Consider the following 21,350-nt stretch of genomic DNA (forward strand, 5'->3'; position numbering starts at 1 on the left):
TCAGCGCCCGCGGAGGACCGGCACGGAGGCGAGCAGCGAGGTGACCACCTGCTCCGGGGTGCGCCGGCTGACCGAGGCCTCGCTGCTGAGCAGGAGGCGGTGCGCCAGGACCGGCACGGCGAGGGACTGGACGTCATCGGGCAGCACGTGGTCTCGGCCGTCGAGGGCGGCGGAGGCGCGGGCGGCGCGCAGCAGCTGCAGCCCGGCCCGCGGCGAGGCGCCCAGGCGCAGCTCCGAGGAGCGGCGGGTGGCCTCCACCAGGGCGACGACGTACCTGCGCACCGCCTCGGAGACGTGCAGCCGGCCCACGGCGGCGACCAGCGACCGGACGAGGGCGGCGTCGGCGACCGGGCGCAGCGTGCCCAGGGGGTCGGTGGCGGCGCGGTCGTCGAGCATCGCCAGCTCGGCGGCCGGGTCGGGGTAGCCCATCGACACCCGGGCGGTGAACCGGTCACGCTGCGCCTCGGGGAGGGGGTAGGTGCCTTCCATCTCCAGCGGGTTCTGGGTGGCCATCACCAGGAACGGGCGGGCCAGCTCGTAGCTGACCCCGTCGACGGTGACCTGCCGCTCCTCCATGCACTCCAGCAGCGCCGACTGCGTCTTGGGAGAGGCCCGGTTGATCTCGTCGGCGACCACGAGGTTGGCGAAGATCGCTCCGGGCTTGAACTCGAACGCCCGGGACTCCTGGTCGTAGACGGCCACGCCGGTCACGTCGCTCGGCAGCAGGTCGGGCGTGAACTGGATGCGCCGCACGCTGGCGTCGATGGACCCGGCCAGCGCCTTGGCCAGCGTCGTCTTGCCGACGCCGGGCACGTCCTCGATCAGCAGGTGCCCCTCGGCCAGCAGCACGATCAGCGCCAGCCGGACGACGCCGTCCTTGCCCTGGACGACGCGCCCCACGCTCGCCGCGATGCGTGCTCCCTCGGCGGCGACGTCGACCGACGCGTCGGCCGTTCCGTCGGCGGCCCGTGTCGCCTCCGTCACCGCCCCACCGTACGTGCCGCGCGAGGCCCCGCGCCGGTGCTCGATCGCGCCACCGCCCGGGCCACCGATCGCGCCACCGCTCGGGCCTCTCCGAGGGCTCCCCGGCGGTGCCGGGGCGGCGGTGGAGGCGGTGGGTCACGACACGGCCTCGAGTGGTGTCTAGTGGGGGCCAGTGGGTTACTGTGTCGCCGGGTGGAGAGGCAGGATTCGGCCTGGGGGCCTGCAGAGCCGTGGGAGGACCGATGCGGGAGGTGATCCGGTGTTCGTCGGCAGCTACCAGTTGCGCCTCGACGAGAAGGGCCGGCTCGCCCTGCCTGTCCGGTTCCGCGAGCAGGTGGCCGACGGCATGGTGATCAAGAAGGGCCAGGACCGCTGCATCTACGGGCTGACCATGGCCCGGGTCGCCGAGCAGAGCGCTGCGATGGCCGCGATGGCCCCCTCCGACACCGCCGCAGCCCGCATGCGGGCGCGCATGAGCTTCGGGTCGATGGTCGAGCTGGAGCCGGACAAGACCGGGCGCATCACCATCCCCGCGACGCTGCGCGAGTACGCCCACCTGGACCGCGACGTCGTCGTGGTCGGGGTCGACACCCGCTTCGAGATCTGGGACTCCGCCACCTGGGACGCCTACGTGGCCGAGCAGGAGGCAGCCTTCGCCGACATGGAGAGCGAGGGGATGCCGACGCTGTCGTGATCCCGGGATGCCGCACCCGCCCCCACCGGCCTCCGCGCCGCAGCCGTTCGAGCCGCCTTCCCCGCGGCTCGACCGGGCCGGGCCCCAGCCGCCTTCCCCGCGGCTCGGTCCCACAGCGGAGGACCGCGCGGACCGGCGGGCGCCGCCGGCCCTCGGCCGGCACGGGTGACCCACCGGCCCCGCGAGGCGCCACCTGACGCTCTTCCCCGACGCCAGGCGGAGCCCGCGGGGCCGGGCGCCACCCCGGTCCGAGGTCCCGCCGCCCCACTCGGCTCCACCGGTCCCACCGCGCCCCACCGCGCGATCGCCACCCCACCTCCCCCCTGGGCCCCACCCGCACGATCCCGCACACCGCCCGCCGCTGCGTCCCCCCGCGGCCGAGCGGGGCGCGGCACCATCGCCGCACCATCCCGGACCCATCGAGAGGCAGCAGACGATGAGCAGCACTGGAGGTGCCGCGGCGCCGGGCCACTCGCGGTCTCCGGTGCACGTGCCGGTCCTCCTCGACCGGGTCGTCGAGCTGCTCGGCCCCGCCTGCGCCGCCGAGGACGCCGTCCTGGTCGACGCCACCCTCGGCCTGGCCGGCCACACCCTGGCGCTGCTGGACGCCCACCCCGGGCTGCGCGTCGTCGGGCTCGACCGCGACCCGGACGCCCGCGCCGAGGCCACCCGCCGGATCGAGGCCGCCGGTCACGCCGACCGCGTCACGGTCGTGCCGGCTGTCTTCGACGAGCTCCCCGGGGTCCTCGACCGCCTGGGGATCGAGGAGGTCGAGGGCGTGCTGTTCGACCTCGGTGTCTCCTCGCTCCAGCTGGACCGCCCCGACCGCGGGTTCAGCTACTCCACCGACGCACCCCTCGACATGCGCATGGACCCCGGCGCGCCACGGACGGCCGCCGACGTCGTGAACACCTATCCACCCAAGGACCTCGCGCGCGTGCTGCGGGTCTACGGCGAGGAGCGCTTCGCCTCCCGCATCGCGGCCGCGATCGACCGGGAGCGGGCCCATGAGCCGTTCACCGGCACCGCGCGGCTGGCCGAGCTGGTCCGTGAGTCCATCCCCGCCGCGACCCGCCGCACGGGCGGCCACCCCGCGAAGCGGACGTTCCAGGCGCTCCGCATCGAGGTCAACGACGAGCTCGGCGCGCTGGAGCGCGCCCTCCCCGCCGCGATCGACGCCCTGGCCGTGGGCGGCCGGGTCGCGGTCATCACCTTCCACTCCTTGGAGGACCGGATCGTGAAGCAGACGTTCGCCGCGGGAGCGGTGGACCGCACCCCGCCGGAGCTGCCGGTGTCGCTGCCGGAGCACGGGCCCGTGCTGCGGCTGCTCACCCGCGGGGGAGAGGCCCCCGCGCCCGCGGAGACCGCGAGCAACCCGCGCGCCGCCTCGGCCCGGGTGCGGGCCGCCGAGCGCATCCGGCGGGCGGCGTGACCCGCGCTGCCGTAGTGCGGACCGTCGTCCCGCGCAGCAGCGCCCCGCGCACCGGTTCCACCCGCGCCACCGGCTCCCGGGCCACTGGCTCGACGTGGGCCACCGGCCCGGCTCCGCGCACCTCGCCGTCCGGGGCCCGCGGCAGCGGTCGTGCCGTTCCTCGCCCCGAGCTGCGCCTGGTGCCCACCGGCGCCGCCGTCCGCCCCCGCCGTCGCGCCCGCGGTTCGCTGCGCTCCCGCAAGGCGCCCTTCGTCCTGCTGGCCGTGGCGCTCCTGGGTCTCACCACGCTCGGTCTGCTGGTGCTCAACACGGCGATCGCCGTCGACTCGCTCAAGGCCAGCCAGCTGCGGGCGGAGAACGCCGCCCGCGCCCAGGAGGTCCAGCGCCTCGAGCAGCTCGTCGTCTCGGGCAACACGCCGGCCGACGTCGCCGGCGACGCCGTCGCCGCCGGCCTCGTGCCCGCAGGCAGCCCCGGCTACCTCGTGCTCGGGCCCGACGGGACGACGACCATGCGCGGCACGCCGGAGCCCGCGCCTGCTCCCGCGCCGCCGGAGCCCGCCGCCGTCCCCGCGCCGCCGGAGCCCGCCGCCGAACCCACTCCCGCCCCCGCGGACAGCGCGCCGGACGGGAACTGACCCGTGCCGAGCAGCGTCCGCGGACCCGGCGCCGGCCCCCGCACGGTGCGCGCGTCCTCGCCCGGCCGCGGGGGAACCGGTCCCTTCGTGTCCCGCCGGGCCCCCGGCACCCGCCGCAGCGGAGGAGCCGGCCTGTCCGTCGACCAGCGCGGCCGGCGCAACCGGTGGGGCCTGGTCGTCCTGATCTCCCTGCTCCTGCTCGTCGTCGGGCGGCTGGTGGTGCTCCAGGGCATCGACGGCGCGGCGTACGCGAGCGCCGCGGAGCAGGACCGGCTGCGCACCTACCCGATCGCGGCCCTCCGCGGCCAGGTCCTCGACCGTGACGGCAACCCGCTCGCCTACACCGTCGACGCCTCCCGGGTGGTGGCCGACCCGACGGTCGTCCGCGATCCGGCCCGTACCGCGCTAGCGCTCACCACGCTGCTCGACGTCCCGGTGCCCGAGCTCACCGAGAAGCTGTCGGCGGACGGCCGGTACGTCGTCCTGGCCGCTCAGGTCGCCCCCGAGACCACCAACGCGATCGACGAACTGGGGCTCGCCGGCGTCTTCCTCGAGGACGATCCGGTGCGGCTGTACCCGGCGGGCTCCGTCGGCGGCCAGGTCGTCGGCTTCGTCGGGCGGGAGGGCGCCGGCCTGGCCGGCATCGAGCAGACCTTCGAGGACCAGCTGTCCGGCACGCCGGGGCAGCGCACGGTGGAGGTGGGCAGCGGCGGCCACCCGATTCCGTCGGGCATCGACGAGGCGACGCCGGCGACCGACGGGCGGGACGTCACGCTCACCCTCGACCAGGACCTGCAGTTCGTCACCGAGCAGCGGCTGGCCGAGGCGTGCGCGGACGGCGCGACGACCCGCGCCTCCGCGGTGGTGCTGGAGGTGGCGACCGGCCGGGTGGCGGCGATGGGCTCCTGCCCGGGCTACGACCCCGGGAAGTACAGCGAGACCGATCCCGACCGGCTGGGCAACCCGCTGGTCTCCGACGTCTTCGAGCCCGGATCGGTTCTGAAGGCGGTGACGCTGGCGGCCGCCGTCGAGGAGGGCGTCGCGACGCCGGACCGGGTCCTGTCGGTCAACGGCCACATCGAGGCCGGCGACCGCGTGGTCACCGACGCCCACGACCACGCGCCGGTCGACTGGACCGTCACCGGCATCCTCGCCAAGTCCAGCAACGTCGGCACGATCATGCTGGCCCGCGAGGTCGGCGACGCGAAGCTCGAGGAGTACATGCGGGCGTTCGGCATCGGGGAGAAGACCGGCATCGAGCTGCCCGGCGAGAGCCGCGGCATCCTCCAGGACTCGGCGGAGTGGAGCGGGGTGCGGGCCGCCAACGTGGCCATCGGTCAGGGCGTCTCGGTCACCACGCTGCAGATGGCGTCGGTCTACCAGGCGATCGCCAACGACGGCGTGCGGATCGAGCCGCGGATCGTGCAGTCGGTGACCGGTGCCGACGGTCGTCCCGAGCCCACCGCCGAGCCGGCGCGGACGCGGGTCGTCAGCGAGTCGACCGCCGAGCAGATGGCCTACATGCTGGAGGCCGTCGTGGGCAAGGGCGGCACCGCCCCGTTGGCGCAGATCGAGGGCTTCCGGGTGGCCGGCAAGACCGGCACCGCGCAGCGGGCCAACCCCGAGTGCAACTGCTACGCCGGTGGTGGCTACGTGACGACGTTCGCCGGGTTCGCCCCGGCGGACGACCCCCAGTACGTCGTCGCCGTGGACCTCGAGCGTCCCACCAGCTCCGCGGAGGGCGGCCAGGTCGCCGCTCCGGTCTTCGCCGAGGTCATGCGGGCCGCGCTGACCGCCGACGACGTGGTGCCCTCGGGCACCCCCCGCCCCGAGTTCGAGCTGACCGGCACCGCCTGAGCCAGGCCGCCGCCGACGCCGCTCCCCGCACGGGGCGGCGCGGCCGGCGGCGTTCCGCGCACGTGCGCCGGTCGGGTGGGCCCCCGCCGGTAGATTGGAGCCCCGTGACCCCGACCGACCCCGGGACGACCCCGCGGCCCGCGGGGAACCACGCGTTGCCCCTGGCCGCGCTGGCCGATCTCATCGGCATGCCGGAGGGGGAGGGCACCGGCGTCGAGGTCACCGGTGCCACCCTCGCCTCCACCGAGGTCGCCCCCGGTTTCCTCTACGCCGCGCTGCCCGGCGCCCGGACCCACGGCGCCCGCTTCGCCGCCGATGCCGCCGCCCGGGGCGCCGTGGCGCTGCTCACCGACCCCACCGGCCGGAGCCAGGCGGTGGCGACCGGGCTGCCGGTGTGCGTCGTCGAGGACCCCCGCGCCGTGCTCGGTGCGGTCGCCGACCGGATCTACGGGGAGCCCAGCCGCCGGCTTGCCGTCGTGGGCATCACCGGCACCAACGGCAAGACGACGACGAGCTACCTGGTCGAGGCCGGGTTGGCCGCCGCCGGCCGGTCCAGCGGGCTGATCGGCACCGTGCAGGCCCGGACGCGCGGGCGGGCCGCCGACGGCACCCCGACGACCACCGCGCTGCCCAGCATCCGCACCACCCCGGAGGCGCCCGCGCTGCACGCGCTGCTGTCCGGCATGGCGGATGCGGGCGTCTCCGCGGTCGTCATGGAGGTCTCCAGCCACGCGCTGGTGCAGGGACGGGTCGGCGGGGTGCGGTTCGCCGCCGCCGGCTTCACCAACCTGGGCCGCGACCACCTCGACTTCCACCGGGACATGGAGGACTACTTCCGGGCCAAGGCGCTGCTGTTCGACGGCCGCGCGGCGGTGGAGGTGGTCGACGTCGACGACCCGTACGGCCGCCGCCTCGTGGCGCGCCCCGGCCGTCCGCGGCCGGTGACGGTCGCCAGCGGCGAGGACGCGCGGGCCGACTGGACCGCCTCCGGCGTCGCGACGGCGCCCGGCGGCGGCTCGACGTTCACGCTGCACGGTCCGGGCGGGCGCAGCTGGCCGGTCCGCCTGCGGCTGCCCGGCCGGTTCAACGTGGCCAACGCGGTCCTCGCCGTGGCGCTCCTGGACGGCATCGGCATCGCCGTGGAGGACGCGCTGGCGGGTCTGGCCGACACGGTCGTCCCCGGGCGCATGGAGCCGGTCGACGCCGGCCAGCCGTTCGTCGCGGTGGTCGACTACGCGCACACACCCGACGCCGTCCGCACCGCCCTGACGGCGCTGCGCGGGGCCACCGCGGGACGGCTGATCACCGTCCTGGGCTGCGGTGGCGACCGGGACCCCGGCAAGCGCCCCGAGATGGGCCGGGCGGCCGCGGAGGGCAGCGACGTCCTGGTGGTCACCGACGACAACCCGCGCTCGGAGGAGCCCGCCGCGATCCGCGCCGCGATGCTCGCCGGGGCCGCGGAGGTCCCCGCCGACCGGCGCGCCGAGGTGCTGGAGGTCGGCGACCGCCGGGCCGCCCTCGCCGCGGCCGTGCGGCTGGCCCGTGCGGGCGACACGCTGCTGGTGGCCGGCAAGGGCCACGAGACCGGGCAGGAGATCGCCGGCACCGTGCACCCCTTCGACGACCGCACGGCGCTGCGCGAGGTCCTGAGCGGAGGAACGTCGTGATCGAGCTGTCCCTGGCGGAGGTGGCGGAGCTGACCGGCGGACGCCTGGAGGGCGCCGCGGACGCGACCGTCACCGGGACGGTCACCCTCGACTCGCGCGCGGTCGCCGCCGGCGACCTGTTCGTCGCGGTGGCGGGGGAGCGGGCCGACGGCCACGACTTCCTGGGCGCGGCGGCCGCCGCCGGTGCCGTGGCCGCGTTGGCCGCCCGGCCGGACGGGGCGCTGCCGTGCGTCGTGGTCGACGACCCGGTGGCCGCGCTGGGCCGGCTGGCGGCCGGCGTCCACGAGCGCCTCGCCGCCGCCGGCGTGCGCACGCTGGGCATCACCGGCTCGTCGGGCAAGACCTCGACCAAGGACCTGCTGGGCCAGGTGCTCGCCGGCGCCGGCCCCACGGTCAGCCCGCCGGGGTCGTACAACAACGACATCGGCCTGCCCCTCACGGTGCTCTCGGCCGACCGCGAGACCCGCTTCCTCGTGCTCGAGATGGGGGCGCGGGGCCCCGGGCACATCGCCCGCCTGTGCCGGGTGGCCGGGCCGCAGGTCGGCGTCGTGCTCAACGTCGGCTCGGCCCACCTCGGGGAGTTCGGCAGCGCCGAGGTCATCGCCCAGGCGAAGGGGGAGCTCGTCGAGGCGCTGCCCGCCGACGGCACCGCGGTGCTCAACGCCGACGACCCCCGCGTCCTCGGCATGGCCCCCCGCACGCAGGCCCGCGTGCTGACCACCGGCCGGTCCGCCGACGCCGCCGTCCGCGCGCTCGACGTCGCGCTGGACGACTCGGCCCGCGCCCGGTTCACGCTGGTGGCCGCCGGGGAGCGCCACCCGGTCGCGCTGCGCGTGGTGGGGGAGCACCAGGTCGCCAACGCGCTGTCGGCGGCCGGTGCGGCGCTGGCTGTCGGCATGGCTCCCGCCGACGTCGCCACCGCGCTGTCGGCGGCGGGGCCCCGCAGCCGCTGGCGCATGGAGGTCGATCGGCGCGCCGACGGCGTCACCGTCGTCAACGACGCCTACAACGCGAACCCGGAGTCGATGCGCGCCGCCCTGGCGGCGATGGCCGGGCTGCCGGGGAAGCGGCGGATCGCCGTCCTGGGCGGCATGGCCGAGCTCGGCCCGGACGCCGCCGCCGAGCACGAGCGGCTGGGCCGCGACGCGGCTGCGGCGGGGGTCGACCTGGTCGTCGCGGTGGGCGCCGATGCGGTAGGCATAGCGGAGGGCGCGGCCGCCGGAGGGCGGCGCGCGAGAGAGGAGTCGGTGCACGTGCCGGACCGGGGCGCTGCCCTAGCGTGGCTGACGGAGGTGCTGCGCCCGGGGGACGTCGTCCTCGTGAAGGCCAGCCGCTCCTACGGGCTGGAGCTCCTCGCCGCCGACCTGCTGGGCGGTGCGGGGCGATGAGGAGCGTCCTCATCGCGGCGGCCGTCGGCCTGATCGTCTCGATCCTGATGACGCCGCTGGCCATCCGGGCCTTCCGGCGGCAGGGGCTCGGGCAGGAGATCCGCGACGACGGTCCCGAGAGCCACCTGTCGAAGAAGGGCACGCCCACGATGGGCGGGACCGTCATCGTGGGCGCCACCGTGCTCGGCTACCTCGTCGCCCACCTGGCGTTCGTCGGGGAGTCCGGCTGGGGGTTCAGCGCCACCGGCCTGCTGCTGCTGTTCCTCATGGTCGGCATGGGCACCGTCGGCTTCCTCGACGACTACCTGAAGATCCGCCACCGGCGCAGCCTCGGGCTGAACAAGACGGCGAAGCTCGTGGGTCAGCTCGTCGTCGGCGTCACCTTCGCGGTCCTGGCGATCAACTTCCCGAACGGCGACGACGTCACCCCGGCGTCCACCGTCGTGTCCTACGTCCGGGACATCGCGCCGCTGGCCCTCGGGCCGATCGCGTTCGTGATCCTGGCCTACCTGTTCATCGCCGGCTTCTCCAACGCCGTCAACCTCACCGACGGCCTGGACGGCCTCGCCGCCGGCTCCTCGGCGATGGTGTTCGCGTCCTACATCTTCATCTCCTTCTGGCAGTTCACCCACGACTGCGCCAACGAGCTCATCGAGGGTTGCTACACGGTGCGCGACCCGCTGGACGTCACGCTGGTGGCCGCCGCCGGCATGGGCGCCTGCCTGGGCTTCCTGTGGTGGAACACCAGCCCGGCGCGCATCTTCATGGGCGACACCGGCTCCCTGGCCCTCGGTGGGCTGCTCTCCGGCCTGGCGATCGTCACCCGCACCGAGCTGCTGCTCGTCATCCTCGGCGGCCTGTTCGTCGCGGTCACGCTGTCGGTGATCATCCAGGTGGCCTTCTTCCGGGCCACCCGGCGGCGGGTCTTCCGCATGGCACCCCTGCACCACCACTTCGAGCTCGCCGGCTGGACCGAGAACACCGTGATCGTGCGGTTCTGGTTGGTCACCGGCATGGCGGTCGCGTTCGGTCTCGGCCTGTTCTACGCCGACTGGCTGAGCTTCGTGGGCCTGTGAGCGTCGAGGGCTTCCCGGTCGCCGGCCGCACGGTCCTGGTGGCCGGCCTCGGGGTCTCGGGGGTGGCGGCCGCCCGGGTGCTGCTGGACGCCGGGGCGCGTGTGCTGCTCACCGACGCCGCCCGCCGCCCGGCCGTCGACGAGCTGACCGGACGGGGCGCCGGGTGGCTGGGCGCGAGGGAGGTCCTGCCCGAGGACGTCGACCTGGTCGTCACCTCACCGGGCTGGCGGCCCGACGCGCCGCTGCTCGTCGATGCCGCCGCCCGCGGCGTCGAGGTGGTCGGCGAGCCGGAGCTGGCCTGGCGGCTGCGCGTCGCCGGCCCCCACGGCACGCGCGCCCCGTGGCTGGCGGTCACCGGCACCAACGGCAAGACGACGACGGTCACCATGCTCGAGGCGATCCTCACCGCCGCCGGGCACCGGGCCGTGGCCGCCGGGAACGTGGGCCGGCCCTTGGTCGAGGTGGTCACCGCCCGGGGTGCCGACGGGCTCCCGGCGCACGACGCGATCGCGGTGGAGCTCTCCAGCTTCCAGCTGCACTGGTCCTCGTCGCTGGCCCCGGCCGCGGCCGTGGTCCTCAACGTGGCCGACGACCACACCGACTGGCACGGCTCCTTCGCCGCCTACCGTGACGCCAAGGCGCGCATCCTCGAGCGCGCACCGGTCGCCGTCGCCGATGCGGGGGACCCCGTCGCCGCCGCTCTCGTCGCCGGCCACCCACGACCGGTCACCGTCACCCTCGCCGAGCCCGCCCCCGGGCAGCTGGGCGTGCGGGCCGGGGCGCTGGTCGACCGCGCCTTCGCCGCCGACCCGGCGGGGGAGCCGATCATGGAGCGCGCCGACCTTCCCGTCCCCGGGTCGCACAACACCGTCAACGCCCTCGCCGCCGCGGCCCTCGCCCGCGCGGCCGGGGTGCCGCTGGAGGCCGTCGCGCGCGGGCTGGCCGGGTTCCGCGGCGGCGCCCACCGCAACGTCCTCGTCGCCACGGTCGACGGCGTGCACTACGTCGACGACAGCAAGGCGACCAACCCGCACGCCGCCGCGGCCTCGCTCGCCGCCTACCCGCGGGTCGTCTGGGTCGCCGGGGGCCTGCTCAAGGGCGCCGACGTCGATCCGCTCGTCGCCGCCGTCGCCCCCCGGCTGGCCGGGGTGGTGCTGCTCGGCCGGGACCGGGAGCTGATCGCCGCCTCGCTGGCGCGACACGCCCCGTCGGTCCCCGTGGTGGCGGTGCCCAGCGGCGACGATGACGGGATGGACGGGACCGGTGCGACGGGGGAGGCGACGATGGCCGCGGTCGTGGCCGCCGCCGCCCGGCTGGCCGCCCCGGGCGACACGGTGCTGCTGGCGCCCGCGGCGGCCTCGATGGACGTCTTCCGCGACTACGGGCACCGGGGCCGTGCCTTCGCCGACGCCGTCGCGGCGCTGGCCCGATGACCGCCACGACCGCCCGGCCGGGCCGCGCGGCCGGGACCGAGCGCCGATCCCCGGGCACGCGGCTCCGGCACCAGCGCGCGCCGCGGTTCCGCGGACCCGCCTGGACGGACGGCCCGATGACCAGCTGCCACCTGGTGCTCGGGGCCGCCGGGCTGCTGCTGCTGATCGGCCTGGTCATGGTCTTCTCCGCCTCCTCGATCGAGGCGGCGCTGGCCGACGAGCCGGCGTGGGCGCCCGGCGTGAAGCAGCTGGTGCTGGCCTGCATCGGGCTCGGCGCGATGGTCGTCGCCATGCGGCTGCCGGTGGGGCTGGTGCGCCGGTGGGCGCCGATCGGGCTGATCGTCGTCGTCGTCCTGCTGGTCCTCGTGCTGATCCCCGGCATCGGCCAGGAGCGCAACGGCGCCCGGCAGTGGATCTCCCTGGGCGTCACCGACTTCCAGCCCTCCGAGCTGGGCAAGCTGGTCTTCGCGCTGTGGGGCGCGCACGTCATCGCCCTGCGCGAGCGGTACCTCACGACGACGTCGCTGCTCGTGCCGGTGGTCCCGGTCTTCGCCCTCCTCTCGCTGCTGCTCATCCTCGAGCCCGACTTCGGTGGCGTGGTCAGCCTCGGCCTGGTACTCGTCGGCCTGCTCTGGGCCGGCGGGATGCCGCTGCGCTGGTTCGGCGCCTTCGCCGGGGTGGCCGCCGTCGCGATCGTGGTCATGGTGCAGGCGGCGCCGTACCGGATGGAGCGGATCACCGCGTTCCTCGATCCGTTCGCGGACCCGACCGACACCGGCTTCCAGGCGATCCGGGGCATGTACGCGCTGGCCACCGGGGGGCTGTGGGGCGTGGGCCTGGGCAACAGCGCGATGAAGTGGAACATCCTCCCGGAGGCCGAGTCCGACTACATCTTCGCGATCCTCGGCGAGGAGCTGGGCTTCCTCGGCTGCCTGGTCGTCGTCACGCTGTACGGGGTCCTCGCCTACGCCGGCTTCCGCATCGCCCGGCGCTCGGCCGACCGCTTCGTCCAGCTGGCCTGCGTCGCCATCACCGTGTGGCTCACCGGCCAGGCGACCATGAACATGGGCTACGTGGTCGGACTGCTGCCGGTGACCGGGGTGACGCTCCCGCTGATCTCGGCGGGCGGCACCTCGCTGATCCTGACCCTGTTCATCGTCGGCCTGCTCGCCCGGTTCGCCCGCTCGGAGCCGGCCGCCGTCGAGCACCTGCGCACGGCCGAGCGGAGCCGGCTGGCGCGGCTGCTCATGCCGGCCCCCAGCACGGCCGTCGACCAGGTGCGTCCCCGCCGATTCCCCGCGGACGCCGTTCCGGAGCGGCCGGTGGTGGGCACCCCACGCACCGTCTCGCACGCGCGGGGCGGCGCATCCCGCCGCTCCCCGGTACGCACGGAGGCCCCGTCGGGGGCCGGGGGCGCGATCCGGCCCCGGGGCGCGTCGGCGCGCACCCCGCCGGGGGCCCCGGCGCCGCGGCAGCGCCCCGTCGCCCCGCGCGGTCGCCCCGGCGGTGACCGGTGAGCGCCCTGCGGTCGGTCGTCCTCGCCGGTGGGGGCACCGGCGGGCACATCGAGCCGATGCTCTCCCTCGCCGACGCCCTCCGCCGGCGCGACGGCGACCTGCGCATCACCTGCCTGGGCACGGCGCGCGGCATGGAGACGCGGCTGGTGCCCGCCCGCGGCTACGACCTGCGGCTCATCCCGCCGGTCCCGCTGCCGCGCAAGCCCACGCCCGACCTGCTGCGCGTGCCCGGCCGGGTGCGCCGGTCGGTCGCCGAGACCCGCGCCCTGCTGGACGAGCTGGCCGCCGACGTGGTGGTCGGCTTCGGTGGCTACGTGGCGCTGCCGGCCTACCTCGCCGCCCGCCGCGCCTCCGTGCCGGTGGTGGTGCACGAGCAGAACGCCCTGCCGGGGCTGGCCAACCGCATCGGCGCCCGGCTGGCCGCCCGCGTCGCGGTCACCGTGCCCGGCACGCCGCTGCACCGCGGCGAGCACGTCGGCATGCCGCTGCGTCGGGCGATCTCCTCGCTGGACCGGGCCGCCCGGCGGGCCGAGGCGCGGGCGCAGTTCGGCCTGCACGCCGATCGCCCGACGCTGCTGGTGTTCGGCGGGTCGCAGGGTGCGGCGTCGCTCAACCGTGCCGCCGTCGCCGCGGCCGACGCCCTGACCGCCGCGGGGGTGCAGGTGCTGCACGCCCGGGGGCCCAAGAACACCGACGTGGTGGTCCCCGAGCCGCCGGCGGGCAGCGCGCCCTACGTCGTCGTGGACTACCTGGAGCGGATGGACCTCGCCTACGCCGCGGCGGACCTCGCGCTCTGCCGCTCCGGCGCGGTCACCGTCGCCGAGCTCTCCGCCGTGGGCCTGCCCGCAGCCTTCGTCCCGCTGCCGATCGGCAACGGCGAGCAGCGGCGCAACGCCCTGCCGGTGATCGAGGCCGGCGGTGGGCTGCTCGTCGAGGACGCCGACCTCGACCCGGCCTGGATCACCGGCACCCTGGTTCCGCTGCTGACCGACCCGGCGGCGCTGGCCGGCCTCGCCCGGCACGCGGCCGCCGCCGGCGTCCCCGACGCCGACGAGAAGCTGGCCGACATCGTCTGCGAGGTAGCAGCACAGTGAGCACCGAGCGATGAGCGCCGACGACGTGGCGGCCTGGACCGGCCCGGTGCCGTCCCTGCCGGAGCTGGGTGCGGTGCACTTCATCGGGATCGGCGGCGCCGGGATGAGCGGCATCGCACGGATCCTCCTCGCCCGGGGCGTCCGCGTCTCGGGCACCGACCGGCGGGACAGCCCGACGCTGCTGGCGCTGCGTGCCCTCGGCGCGCGGGTGGAGCTCGGCCACGACGGCGCGCACGTCGGCGACGCCGACACCGTGGTCGTGTCGACGGCGATCCGGGCGGACAACCCCGAGCTCGTCGCCGCCCGCGACCGCGGCCTGCGGGTGCTGCCCCGCGCGGTGGCCCTGGCCGCCGTCATGGCGGGGCGGCGCAGCGTCGCCGTCGCCGGCACGCACGGCAAGACCTCGACCACCTCGATGCTCACCGTCGCGGTGCAGGCCTGCGGCGTCGACGCGTCGTTCGCGATCGGCGGCAACCTCAACGAGTCCGGCAGCAACGCGCACGCGGGGGAGGGCGACGTCTTCGTCGCCGAGGCGGACGAGAGCGACCGCTCCTTCCTGCTGCTGTCGCCGTTCGCGGGGATCGTCACCAACGTCGAAGCCGACCACCTGGACAACTACGGCGACCTCGCGGCCGTGGAGCAGGCCTTCGACCGGTTCCTGCAGACCGTGCACCCCGAAGGGTTCGTCGTCCTCTGCGCCGACGACCCGGGGGCGGCCCGGCTGCGGACGGTGCCCGGACCGGCCCGCGTGCGCACCTACGGCACCGCCGCGGACGCCGACCTCCGGCTGGTCGACCTGGTCGTCGGCCGGGAGCACACCAGCTACACCGCGCTGCTGGACGGCGCGGAGCTCGGCCGGGTCGCGATCCAGCTGCCGGGTGAGCACATGGCGCGCAACAGCGCCGCGGCGCTGCTCGCCGGTCTGGAGCTCGGGCTGCCCGCCGGCGGCCTGATCGAGGGGCTCGCCCGCTTCGGCGGCGTGCACCGGCGCTTCGAGCTCAAGGGCGTCGCCGGGGGCGTGCGGGTCTACGACGACTACGCCCACCACCCGACCGAGGTCGAGGCCCAGCTCCGGGCCGCCCGCGCGGTGGCGGGGGAGGGCCGGCTCGTCGTCGCCTTCCAGCCGCACCTGTACAGCCGCACCCGGGAGTTCGCCGAGGGCTTCGGCGCCGCGCTCGGCCTGGCCGACGAGGTCGTCGTCATGGACGTCTACGGCGCCCGCGAGGACCCGGTTCCGGGGGTGACCGGCGCGATGGTCGCCGACGCCGTGCCGCTGCCGGCCGAGCAGGTGCTCTTCGAGCCGTCGTGGTCGGCGGCCGGCCCGGCGCTGGCCGCCCGCGCCCGTCCGGGCGACCTGGTCATGACGATGGGTGCCGGTGACGTCTCGATGGTCGGGCCCGAGGTGCTCGACGCCCTGCGCGCCACGGAGGGGCCGGCCGGGAAGGACGACGCGCCGGACGCCGGCCGGTGAACCGGACCGGCAGCACCACCCGCGACCGCACGCGGAGCGGACGCCGGACCGCCGATCGCCGCAGCGCCCGCGTCACCCCGCTGCCCGACCGGCGCGCGCCCCGGCGCCGCTCCCGGCAGCGGCGGTCGATCCAGCTGGCCGTGGGCGCGACCCTCGTGGCCGTGGTCGGCTGGCTGCTCTGGATGTCCCCGCTGCTGGCGGTCCGGACGGTCCAGGTGGACGGGACGACGACGCTCCCGGCCGACCGGGTGCGGGAGGCCGCGCAGGTGCCCGACGGCGTGCCGCTCCTGCGCGTCGACCTCGATGTGGTCGAGGATCGCGTCGCCCGGCTTCCGCAGGTCCGCGAGGTGCAGGCCGCGCGCGGCTGGCCCGACCGCATCGTGGTCACCGTTGCCGAGCGGGTGCCGGTGGCGGTGGTCGGTCAGCCGGGCCGGCGGTCGCTGGTGGACGCCGACGGCATCCTGTTCGACACCGTGACCGGGAACCCGCCTCCCGCTGTGGTGCCGCTCGTCGTGGACGACGCGCAGGCGGGCGACCCGGAGACGCTGGCCGGGATCGCGGCGATCCGCGCCCTCCCCACCGACCTCCGACGCGAGCTGGCCGAGGTCACCGTCCCCGGCGTCGAGGACATCGGCCTCACCTTGAGCGACGGCACCGTCGTGGTGTGGGGCGACGCCGCGGAGTCCGCCACCAAGGCGCAGGTCCTGGGCGCGCTGCTCGACCGGATCGCCGCCGGTGAGCTCGAGCCGGCCGCCGAGATCGACGTCAGCACCCCCGACGCGGTCGTCCTGCGCTAGGGCCGGGCCGCGCGCCCCGGGTCGAGCCGGGGCGGTGGCGGAGGGTGTCCGCTCGCCTGCGTACCGGCGGCGACCAGCAGATCGGCCGACACGCCGGAGGCTCCGACACGCCGGACACGCGAAATCCTCGCCGAAGTTTCTGGTCGCGCGCGCGGTCGGTCCCTGGATCACGGGATGAGACATCCACGGCGCGAGTCGTCACGCCCAGTGGGGCAGATGTGACCAGTGGGTCGCCGGGGTTCGGTGCGATCCGGGTCCACCGACACGCCGACCCGGGGAGGGTGCTTGTAGCGCCTCTCGGACCACACCTAACTTCATCCACGTCGACCGAGTTGACATAACTGTAAGGCTGAACTTGAGGATGAGGGTCCAGTTGGGGAGCGCCGCATGACACCTCCGCACAACTATCTAGCGGTCATCAAGGTCGTCGGCATCGGCGGCGGCGGGGTGAACGCGGTCAACCGCATGATCGAAGTCGGCCTCAAGGGGGTCGAGTTCATCGCGATCAACACCGATGCCCAGGCGCTGCTGATGAGCGACGCCGACGTCAAGCTCGACGTCGGCCGGGAGCTCACCCGCGGGCTCGGGGCCGGTGCGCAGCCCGACGTCGGCCGGCAGGCCGCCGAGGACCACCGCGAGGAGATCGAGGAGGTGCTCAAGGGCGCCGACATGGTCTTCGTGACCGCTGGTGAGGGTGGTGGCACCGGTACCGGTGGCGCGCCCGTCGTCGCCTCGATCGCCCGCAAGCTCGGCGCGCTGACCATCGGTGTGGTCACCCGCCCGTTCGCCTTCGAGGGCAAGCGGCGCGCGGTGCAGGCCGAGTCGGGCATCGAGGAGCTGCGCAACGAGTGCGACACGCTCATCGTCATCCCGAACGACCGGCTGCTGCAGCTGGGTGACCGGAACGTCAGCGTCATGGACGCCTTCCGCACCGCGGACCAGGTGCTGCTCTCCGGTGTCCAGGGCATCACCGACCTGATCACGACCCCCGGTCTGATCAACCTGGACTTCGCCGACGTCAAGTCGGTCATGTCCGGCGCCGGGTCGGCGCTGATGGGCATCGGCAGCGCGCGCGGTGACAACCGGGCGCTGCTGGCCGCCGAGCAGGCGATCGCCAGTCCGCTGCTGGAGGCCTCGATGGAGGGCGCCCACGGCGTGCTGCTGTCGATCTCGGGCGGGTCGGACCTCGGCCTGTTCGAGATCAACGAGGCAGCCTCGCTGGTCTCCGACGCCGCGCACGCCGACGCCAACATCATCTTCGGTGCGGTGATCGACGACGCCCTCGGCGACGAGGTGCGGGTGACGGTCATCGCGGCGGGGTTCGACGGTGGCCGTCCCAGCTCGCGCAAGGAGACCTCGGCGGCGACGTCGGGTCCGACCTCCGGGCCGCTGTCCACCGGCGGCGCCTCGCCGTTCGCGTCGCAGCGTCGTCCCGTCGCCGCGCCGCCGGTCGCGGCGGCTCCGCCGGCGGCCCAGCCGGCGCCGGCGGCCCAGCCGGCGACTGGGGAGCGGCTCGCCCAGCCGGCGCCGGCCGCGTCGGCCGGCCGGCCGGCCGGCGGTGGCGGGCTGACCGTCCCCCCGCTCCCGCCGATCCCCGGTCCGGTCGCCAACGGCCGCCGGCCGCTGTCGAACGAGGACTTCGAGGAGGAGCTCGACATCCCGGAGTTCCTCAAGGGCTGAGAGCGGACCCTCTCCTCCTCACCTCCCGCACGTTCGGGCGAGCCACTGGAGGGGGCCGTAAGGTCAGCAGTGATGAGCACTGAACCGGCCGCCCCGTCGGCGGTGCGACCCCGCCGGGTCGTCACCGACCGGCGGGGCGGCCGTTCGCGTCCTCCCTACGACTCCTTCAACCTCGGCACGCACGTCGGCGACGACCCAGCCGACGTCGGGGCCAATCGCGCGCGCGTCGCGCGCGAGCTCGGGGTGGCCGGGGACCGGCTGGTCTGGATGGACCAGGTCCACGGCACCGGCGTCGCGATCGTCGACGGCCCCCGGGCGGAGCCGGTCGCCGCGACCGACGGGCTGGTCACCGCGACGCCCGGGCTGGTGCTGACGGTGCTCGCGGCCGACTGCGTCCCCGTCCTGCTGGCCGACTCCGAGACCGGTGTCGTCGCAGCTGTGCACGCCGGGCGCGAAGGGCTGCGGCAGGGCGTCCTCCCGGCCGCGCTGTCGGCCATGGCCAGCCTGGGTGCCCGCGCGCGCCACGTGACGGCCCTGCTGGGTCCCGCGGTGTGCGGCGCCTGCTACGAGGTGCCCGCGGCGATGCAGGCCGACGTCGCGCGGGTCGCCCCCGACGCAGCGGTGCGCACCCGGGCCGGCACGGCGGGGCTGGACCTGCGGGCCGGGGTCGAGCAGGTCCTCCGCCGGGCCGGTATCCCCGAGGTCGTCCAGGACCCGCGCTGCACGGTCGAGGACCCCTCCCTCTTCTCCCACCGGCGCGACGGCGTCACCGGTCGCCAAGCCGGCCTGGTCTGGCTCGGCTGATCGAGGGCCCCCGTGCCCCCCGCCGCCCGCAGGCTCGCGGCGGGCCCCTGCGCGGGGGCCGGTTCCTCCTTGGACAATCGGCCACGTGAACTCGCTCCAGGAGAACCTGCGCGCGGTCCGCGCCCGGATCGACGCGGCCGCCCGCGCTGCCGGCCGCGACCCGGCCGACGTCGCGCTCCTCGCGGTCAGCAAGACCTGGCCCGCCGCCGACGTCCGGGCGCTCGCCGGGCTGGGGCAGCGGGACTTCGGCGAGAACCGCGTGCAGGAGCTCCTGGAGAAGGCCGACGAGCTCGCGGGCGCGGACCTGCGGTGGCACTTCGTGGGCCAGCTCCAGCGCAACAAGGCCGCGGCCGTGGCGCGGACCGGCGCGGTCGTCCACTCGCTCGACCGGGCCTCCCTGGCCGCGACCCTGGACCGGGCCGGGCAGCAGGCCGGGCGCCCGGTCGAGGTGCTGATCCAGGTGGACCTCGGCGGTCCCGAGGGGCAGGCCGCCGCGCGGGGCGGCGCGTCGCCCGATGGCGTCCCCGCACTCGCCGACGCCGTGGCGACGGCGCCCGGGCTGCGGTTGCGCGGGCTCATGGCGGTCGCTCCCCGCGGAGAGCGACCGGCACCGGCCTTCGCGCGGCTGGCCGCCCTCGCCGAGCGCCTCCGGGCCGACCACCCGGAGGCGGTGGAGATCTCTGCGGGCATGAGCGGCGACCTGGACGAGGCGGTCACGGCCGGCGCGACGATCGTGCGTGTCGGAACCGCGTTGTTCGGAGCGCGGCCCCTACCCTGCGGTGAGGTCGAGGAACACCAGCCACGCGAGTCACAGCAGTCGCACGAGCCGCAGGCTCACCGGGCTCCTGGGGCGGATGTGACGACGACGGTGCAGATGCGACGCTGAGGACACCGGCAGAGGGGAAGGTCCGATGGCTGGAGCCATGCGGAAGATGGGGATCTACCTGGGGCTCGTCGAGGACGACGACACCCGCGGCTACGGCCGGTACGACTCCCGCACGTCCGACGAGCTGGAGCACGATCGCCGCTACGGCCGGTACGGCGAGGACCGCTACGCCGACGAGTTCGCCGACCGGCCCTACGCCGACGACGACTACACCGGTGGGTACGCCGACGACGAGCCGGCGGTCGCCGAGGTGCCCGCCGCCCGCGACCCCGAGCCGCTGTCGGTGCGGCGCGTCCAGGCCCGCCCGCTCGGCCTCGCGCCGGCCGGTGCCACCGCCGCCGGTTCCGGGCCCGGGCCGGTCGGTGCCCGGCTCGGCGGCATGAACAGTGGTCCCGTCGCCGCCGCGGGCCTCGCCGTCCGCGAGCCGGTGGTGGCCCCCGCTCCCGAGCCCGAGGCGGCACCTGCTCCCGTGTCCAAGACCTACCGGATCACCACGCTGCACCCGCGCACCTACAACGAGGCCCGCACCATCGGTGAGCGCTTCCGCGACGGCATGCCGGTCATCATGAACCTCACCGAGATGGACGACGCCGACGCGAAGCGACTCGTCGACTTCGCTGCGGGACTGAGCTTCGGCCTGCGCGGTAGTATCGAGCGGGTCACGGCGAAGGTGTTCCTGCTCAGCCCGCAGGACGTCGCCGTCACCCCTGAGGACAAGGCGAAGATCCGCGAGGGCGGGTTCTCCGACAAGTCCTGAGCGGCGAAGTGGAGTCGGCACCGGCGGGTGCCCTGAACGAGCGGGGCCCGTGTCTCTTATCTGGCAGATCCTCTCATCGGTGCTGCTCGTCTTCCTCGTCCTGCTCTTCGCGCGGTTCGTCGTCGACTGGGTGATGGTGCTGGCCCGCAGCTGGCGTCCCACCGGCCTGGTCGCGGCCGGCCTCGAGGTCGTCTACTCCACCACCGACCCGCCGCTGAAGGCGGTGCGCAAGGTCATCCCGCCCCTGAACCTGGGGTCCATCCGACTGGACCTCGGGTTTATGGTGCTGCTGATCGCCGTGGTGGTCCTCCGGAACGTCACGCTCGCACTCGCATGACCGCTGAATCCACCGGGATCAGAACCGCGGGCCGGCCGCGCTCCGGCGCCCGTCGCGCCACGCCCTGCTCCCGCCGTCCGACCCGAGGTGACCTGCGATGCCACTGACGCCTGCCGACGTGCACAACGTCGTCTTCAAGAAGCCGCCGATCGGCAAGCGGGGCTACGACGAGGACGAGGTCGACGCCTTCCTCGACGTCGTGGAGGCCGAGCTGGCCCGCTTGATCGAGGAGAACAACGAGCTGCGTTCCAGCGCGGTTCGCGCCGGTGCACGCGCCGAGGAGCGGCCCGAGCCGTCTGCGCCGGCCCCGGTCGCGGCGGCGCCCGTCGCGGCGGCCCCGCCGCCCCGGGAGGACGACAGCGCGCGGGCCTCGCGGATGCTGGCCCTGGCCACCGAGACCGCTGACCGCTACGTCAACGAGGCCAAGACGCAGTCCGAGGAGATGCTCAGCGGCGCCAAGACCAACAGCGAGCGCATGATGAGCGAGGCGCGGGCCAAGAGCGAGCAGATGGTCACCGAGGCCAAGCACCGCGCGGACTCGATGATCGGCGACGCCCGCACCCGCGCCGAGACGTTGGAGCGGGACGCCCGCGCCAAGGCCGCCGCCCTCGACGAGGACGCCGAGCGGCGGCACGTCGAGGCCATGGGCAGCCTCGAGGAGAAGCGCAGCAGCCTGGAGCGCAAGATCGAGGAGCTGCGGACCTTCGAGCGCGAGTACCGCACCCGGCTGCGGTCCTACCTCGAGTCGCACCTGCGCGACCTGGACAGCCGAGGCTCGGCCGAGCCCGCGACAGCGGGCCGGCAGAACCAGCACGCCAGCGCCTGAGCGCTGTACCCCTCC

At 75.6% G+C, this 21,350-nt stretch carries 19 protein-coding genes; 18 read left to right on the plus strand and 1 reads right to left on the minus strand.

The window, feature by feature from the left end:
• Positions 1 to 984 carry an AAA family ATPase gene (locus ABC795_RS07300; RefSeq protein ID WP_347060306.1) on the minus strand — a complete coding sequence of 328 codons (984 nt, stop codon included), beginning with the start codon at positions 982 to 984 and terminating at the stop codon, positions 1 to 3.
• Positions 985 to 1,243: 259 nt separating this feature from the next.
• Here ABC795_RS07300 and mraZ point away from each other — a divergent pair, with 259 nt between their 5' ends.
• From mraZ to ABC795_RS07390, 18 genes are all read left to right on the plus strand, one after another.
• Positions 1,244 to 1,678 (plus strand): division/cell wall cluster transcriptional repressor MraZ, encoded by a 435-nt coding sequence (gene mraZ / locus ABC795_RS07305; RefSeq protein WP_347060307.1) that lies wholly within the window; start codon positions 1,244 to 1,246, stop codon positions 1,676 to 1,678.
• A gap of 436 nt (positions 1,679 to 2,114) precedes the next feature.
• The gene (rsmH, locus tag ABC795_RS07310) at positions 2,115 to 3,110 is read left to right on the plus strand and encodes a 16S rRNA (cytosine(1402)-N(4))-methyltransferase RsmH (protein ID WP_347060309.1); all 996 of its coding nucleotides are present in this window, start codon (positions 2,115 to 2,117) and stop codon (positions 3,108 to 3,110) included.
• 14 nt (positions 3,111 to 3,124) lie between these two features.
• A complete protein-coding gene (locus ABC795_RS07315) occupies positions 3,125 to 3,745 on the plus strand; it encodes a hypothetical protein (RefSeq protein WP_347060310.1) in 621 nt (206 codons plus the stop codon).
• A gap of 3 nt (positions 3,746 to 3,748) precedes the next feature.
• Positions 3,749 to 5,602 (plus strand): penicillin-binding protein 2, encoded by a 1,854-nt coding sequence (locus tag ABC795_RS07320; protein WP_347060311.1) that lies wholly within the window; start codon positions 3,749 to 3,751, stop codon positions 5,600 to 5,602.
• Positions 5,603 to 5,706: 104 nt separating this feature from the next.
• Positions 5,707 to 7,269, plus strand: coding sequence for a UDP-N-acetylmuramoyl-L-alanyl-D-glutamate--2,6-diaminopimelate ligase (locus ABC795_RS07325; protein WP_347060313.1), 1,563 nt, complete (start codon positions 5,707 to 5,709; stop codon positions 7,267 to 7,269).
• On the plus strand, positions 7,266 to 8,657 hold the full coding sequence (gene murF, locus ABC795_RS07330) for a UDP-N-acetylmuramoyl-tripeptide--D-alanyl-D-alanine ligase (RefSeq protein WP_347060314.1): 1,392 nt from the start codon (positions 7,266 to 7,268) through the stop codon (positions 8,655 to 8,657). Before ABC795_RS07325 ends, murF begins: the two co-directional genes overlap by 4 nt.
• A complete protein-coding gene (gene mraY / locus ABC795_RS07335) occupies positions 8,654 to 9,733 on the plus strand; it encodes a phospho-N-acetylmuramoyl-pentapeptide-transferase (RefSeq protein WP_347060316.1) in 1,080 nt (359 codons plus the stop codon). Before murF ends, mraY begins: the two co-directional genes overlap by 4 nt.
• Complete coding sequence (gene murD / locus ABC795_RS07340) at positions 9,730 to 11,166, plus strand: UDP-N-acetylmuramoyl-L-alanine--D-glutamate ligase (protein ID WP_347060317.1); 1,437 nt, start codon at positions 9,730 to 9,732, stop codon at positions 11,164 to 11,166. The genes mraY and murD overlap by 4 nt, the downstream gene beginning before the upstream one ends.
• Before the next feature lie 116 nt (positions 11,167 to 11,282).
• Entirely contained in the window at positions 11,283 to 12,683 is a 1,401-nt protein-coding gene (gene ftsW / locus ABC795_RS07345) for a putative lipid II flippase FtsW (protein ID WP_347060318.1), read from the plus strand.
• Complete coding sequence (murG, locus tag ABC795_RS07350) at positions 12,680 to 13,777, plus strand: undecaprenyldiphospho-muramoylpentapeptide beta-N-acetylglucosaminyltransferase (protein ID WP_347060319.1); 1,098 nt, start codon at positions 12,680 to 12,682, stop codon at positions 13,775 to 13,777. The genes ftsW and murG overlap by 4 nt, the downstream gene beginning before the upstream one ends.
• Positions 13,778 to 13,787: 10 nt before the next feature.
• On the plus strand, positions 13,788 to 15,248 hold the full coding sequence (gene murC, locus ABC795_RS07355; protein ID WP_347060321.1) for a UDP-N-acetylmuramate--L-alanine ligase: 1,461 nt from the start codon (positions 13,788 to 13,790) through the stop codon (positions 15,246 to 15,248).
• Entirely contained in the window at positions 15,245 to 16,045 is an 801-nt protein-coding gene (locus ABC795_RS07360; protein ID WP_347060322.1) for an FtsQ-type POTRA domain-containing protein, read from the plus strand. The genes murC and ABC795_RS07360 overlap by 4 nt, the downstream gene beginning before the upstream one ends.
• A 387-nt stretch (positions 16,046 to 16,432) precedes the next feature.
• A complete protein-coding gene (gene ftsZ, locus ABC795_RS07365; RefSeq protein ID WP_347060323.1) occupies positions 16,433 to 17,725 on the plus strand; it encodes a cell division protein FtsZ in 1,293 nt (430 codons plus the stop codon).
• A gap of 72 nt (positions 17,726 to 17,797) precedes the next feature.
• Entirely contained in the window at positions 17,798 to 18,529 is a 732-nt protein-coding gene (gene pgeF, locus ABC795_RS07370; protein WP_347060324.1) for a peptidoglycan editing factor PgeF, read from the plus strand.
• A gap of 85 nt (positions 18,530 to 18,614) precedes the next feature.
• Positions 18,615 to 19,415: a YggS family pyridoxal phosphate-dependent enzyme gene (locus ABC795_RS07375; protein ID WP_347060325.1), complete on the plus strand. Its 801-nt coding sequence runs from the start codon at positions 18,615 to 18,617 to the stop codon at positions 19,413 to 19,415.
• 25 nt (positions 19,416 to 19,440) lie between these two features.
• Complete coding sequence (gene sepF, locus ABC795_RS07380; RefSeq protein ID WP_347060326.1) at positions 19,441 to 20,172, plus strand: cell division protein SepF; 732 nt, start codon at positions 19,441 to 19,443, stop codon at positions 20,170 to 20,172.
• A 49-nt stretch (positions 20,173 to 20,221) separates the two neighbouring features.
• Entirely contained in the window at positions 20,222 to 20,509 is a 288-nt protein-coding gene (locus ABC795_RS07385) for a YggT family protein (protein ID WP_347060327.1), read from the plus strand.
• 97 nt (positions 20,510 to 20,606) lie between these two features.
• Positions 20,607 to 21,335, plus strand: a complete 729-nt coding sequence (locus tag ABC795_RS07390; protein WP_347060328.1) for a DivIVA domain-containing protein — start codon at positions 20,607 to 20,609, stop codon at positions 21,333 to 21,335.
• Positions 21,336 to 21,350 lie beyond the last annotated feature (15 nt).

Origin of the sequence: Blastococcus sp. HT6-30, assembly GCF_039729015.1 — a bacterium.
Taxonomy (GTDB): domain Bacteria; phylum Actinomycetota; class Actinomycetes; order Mycobacteriales; family Geodermatophilaceae; genus Blastococcus.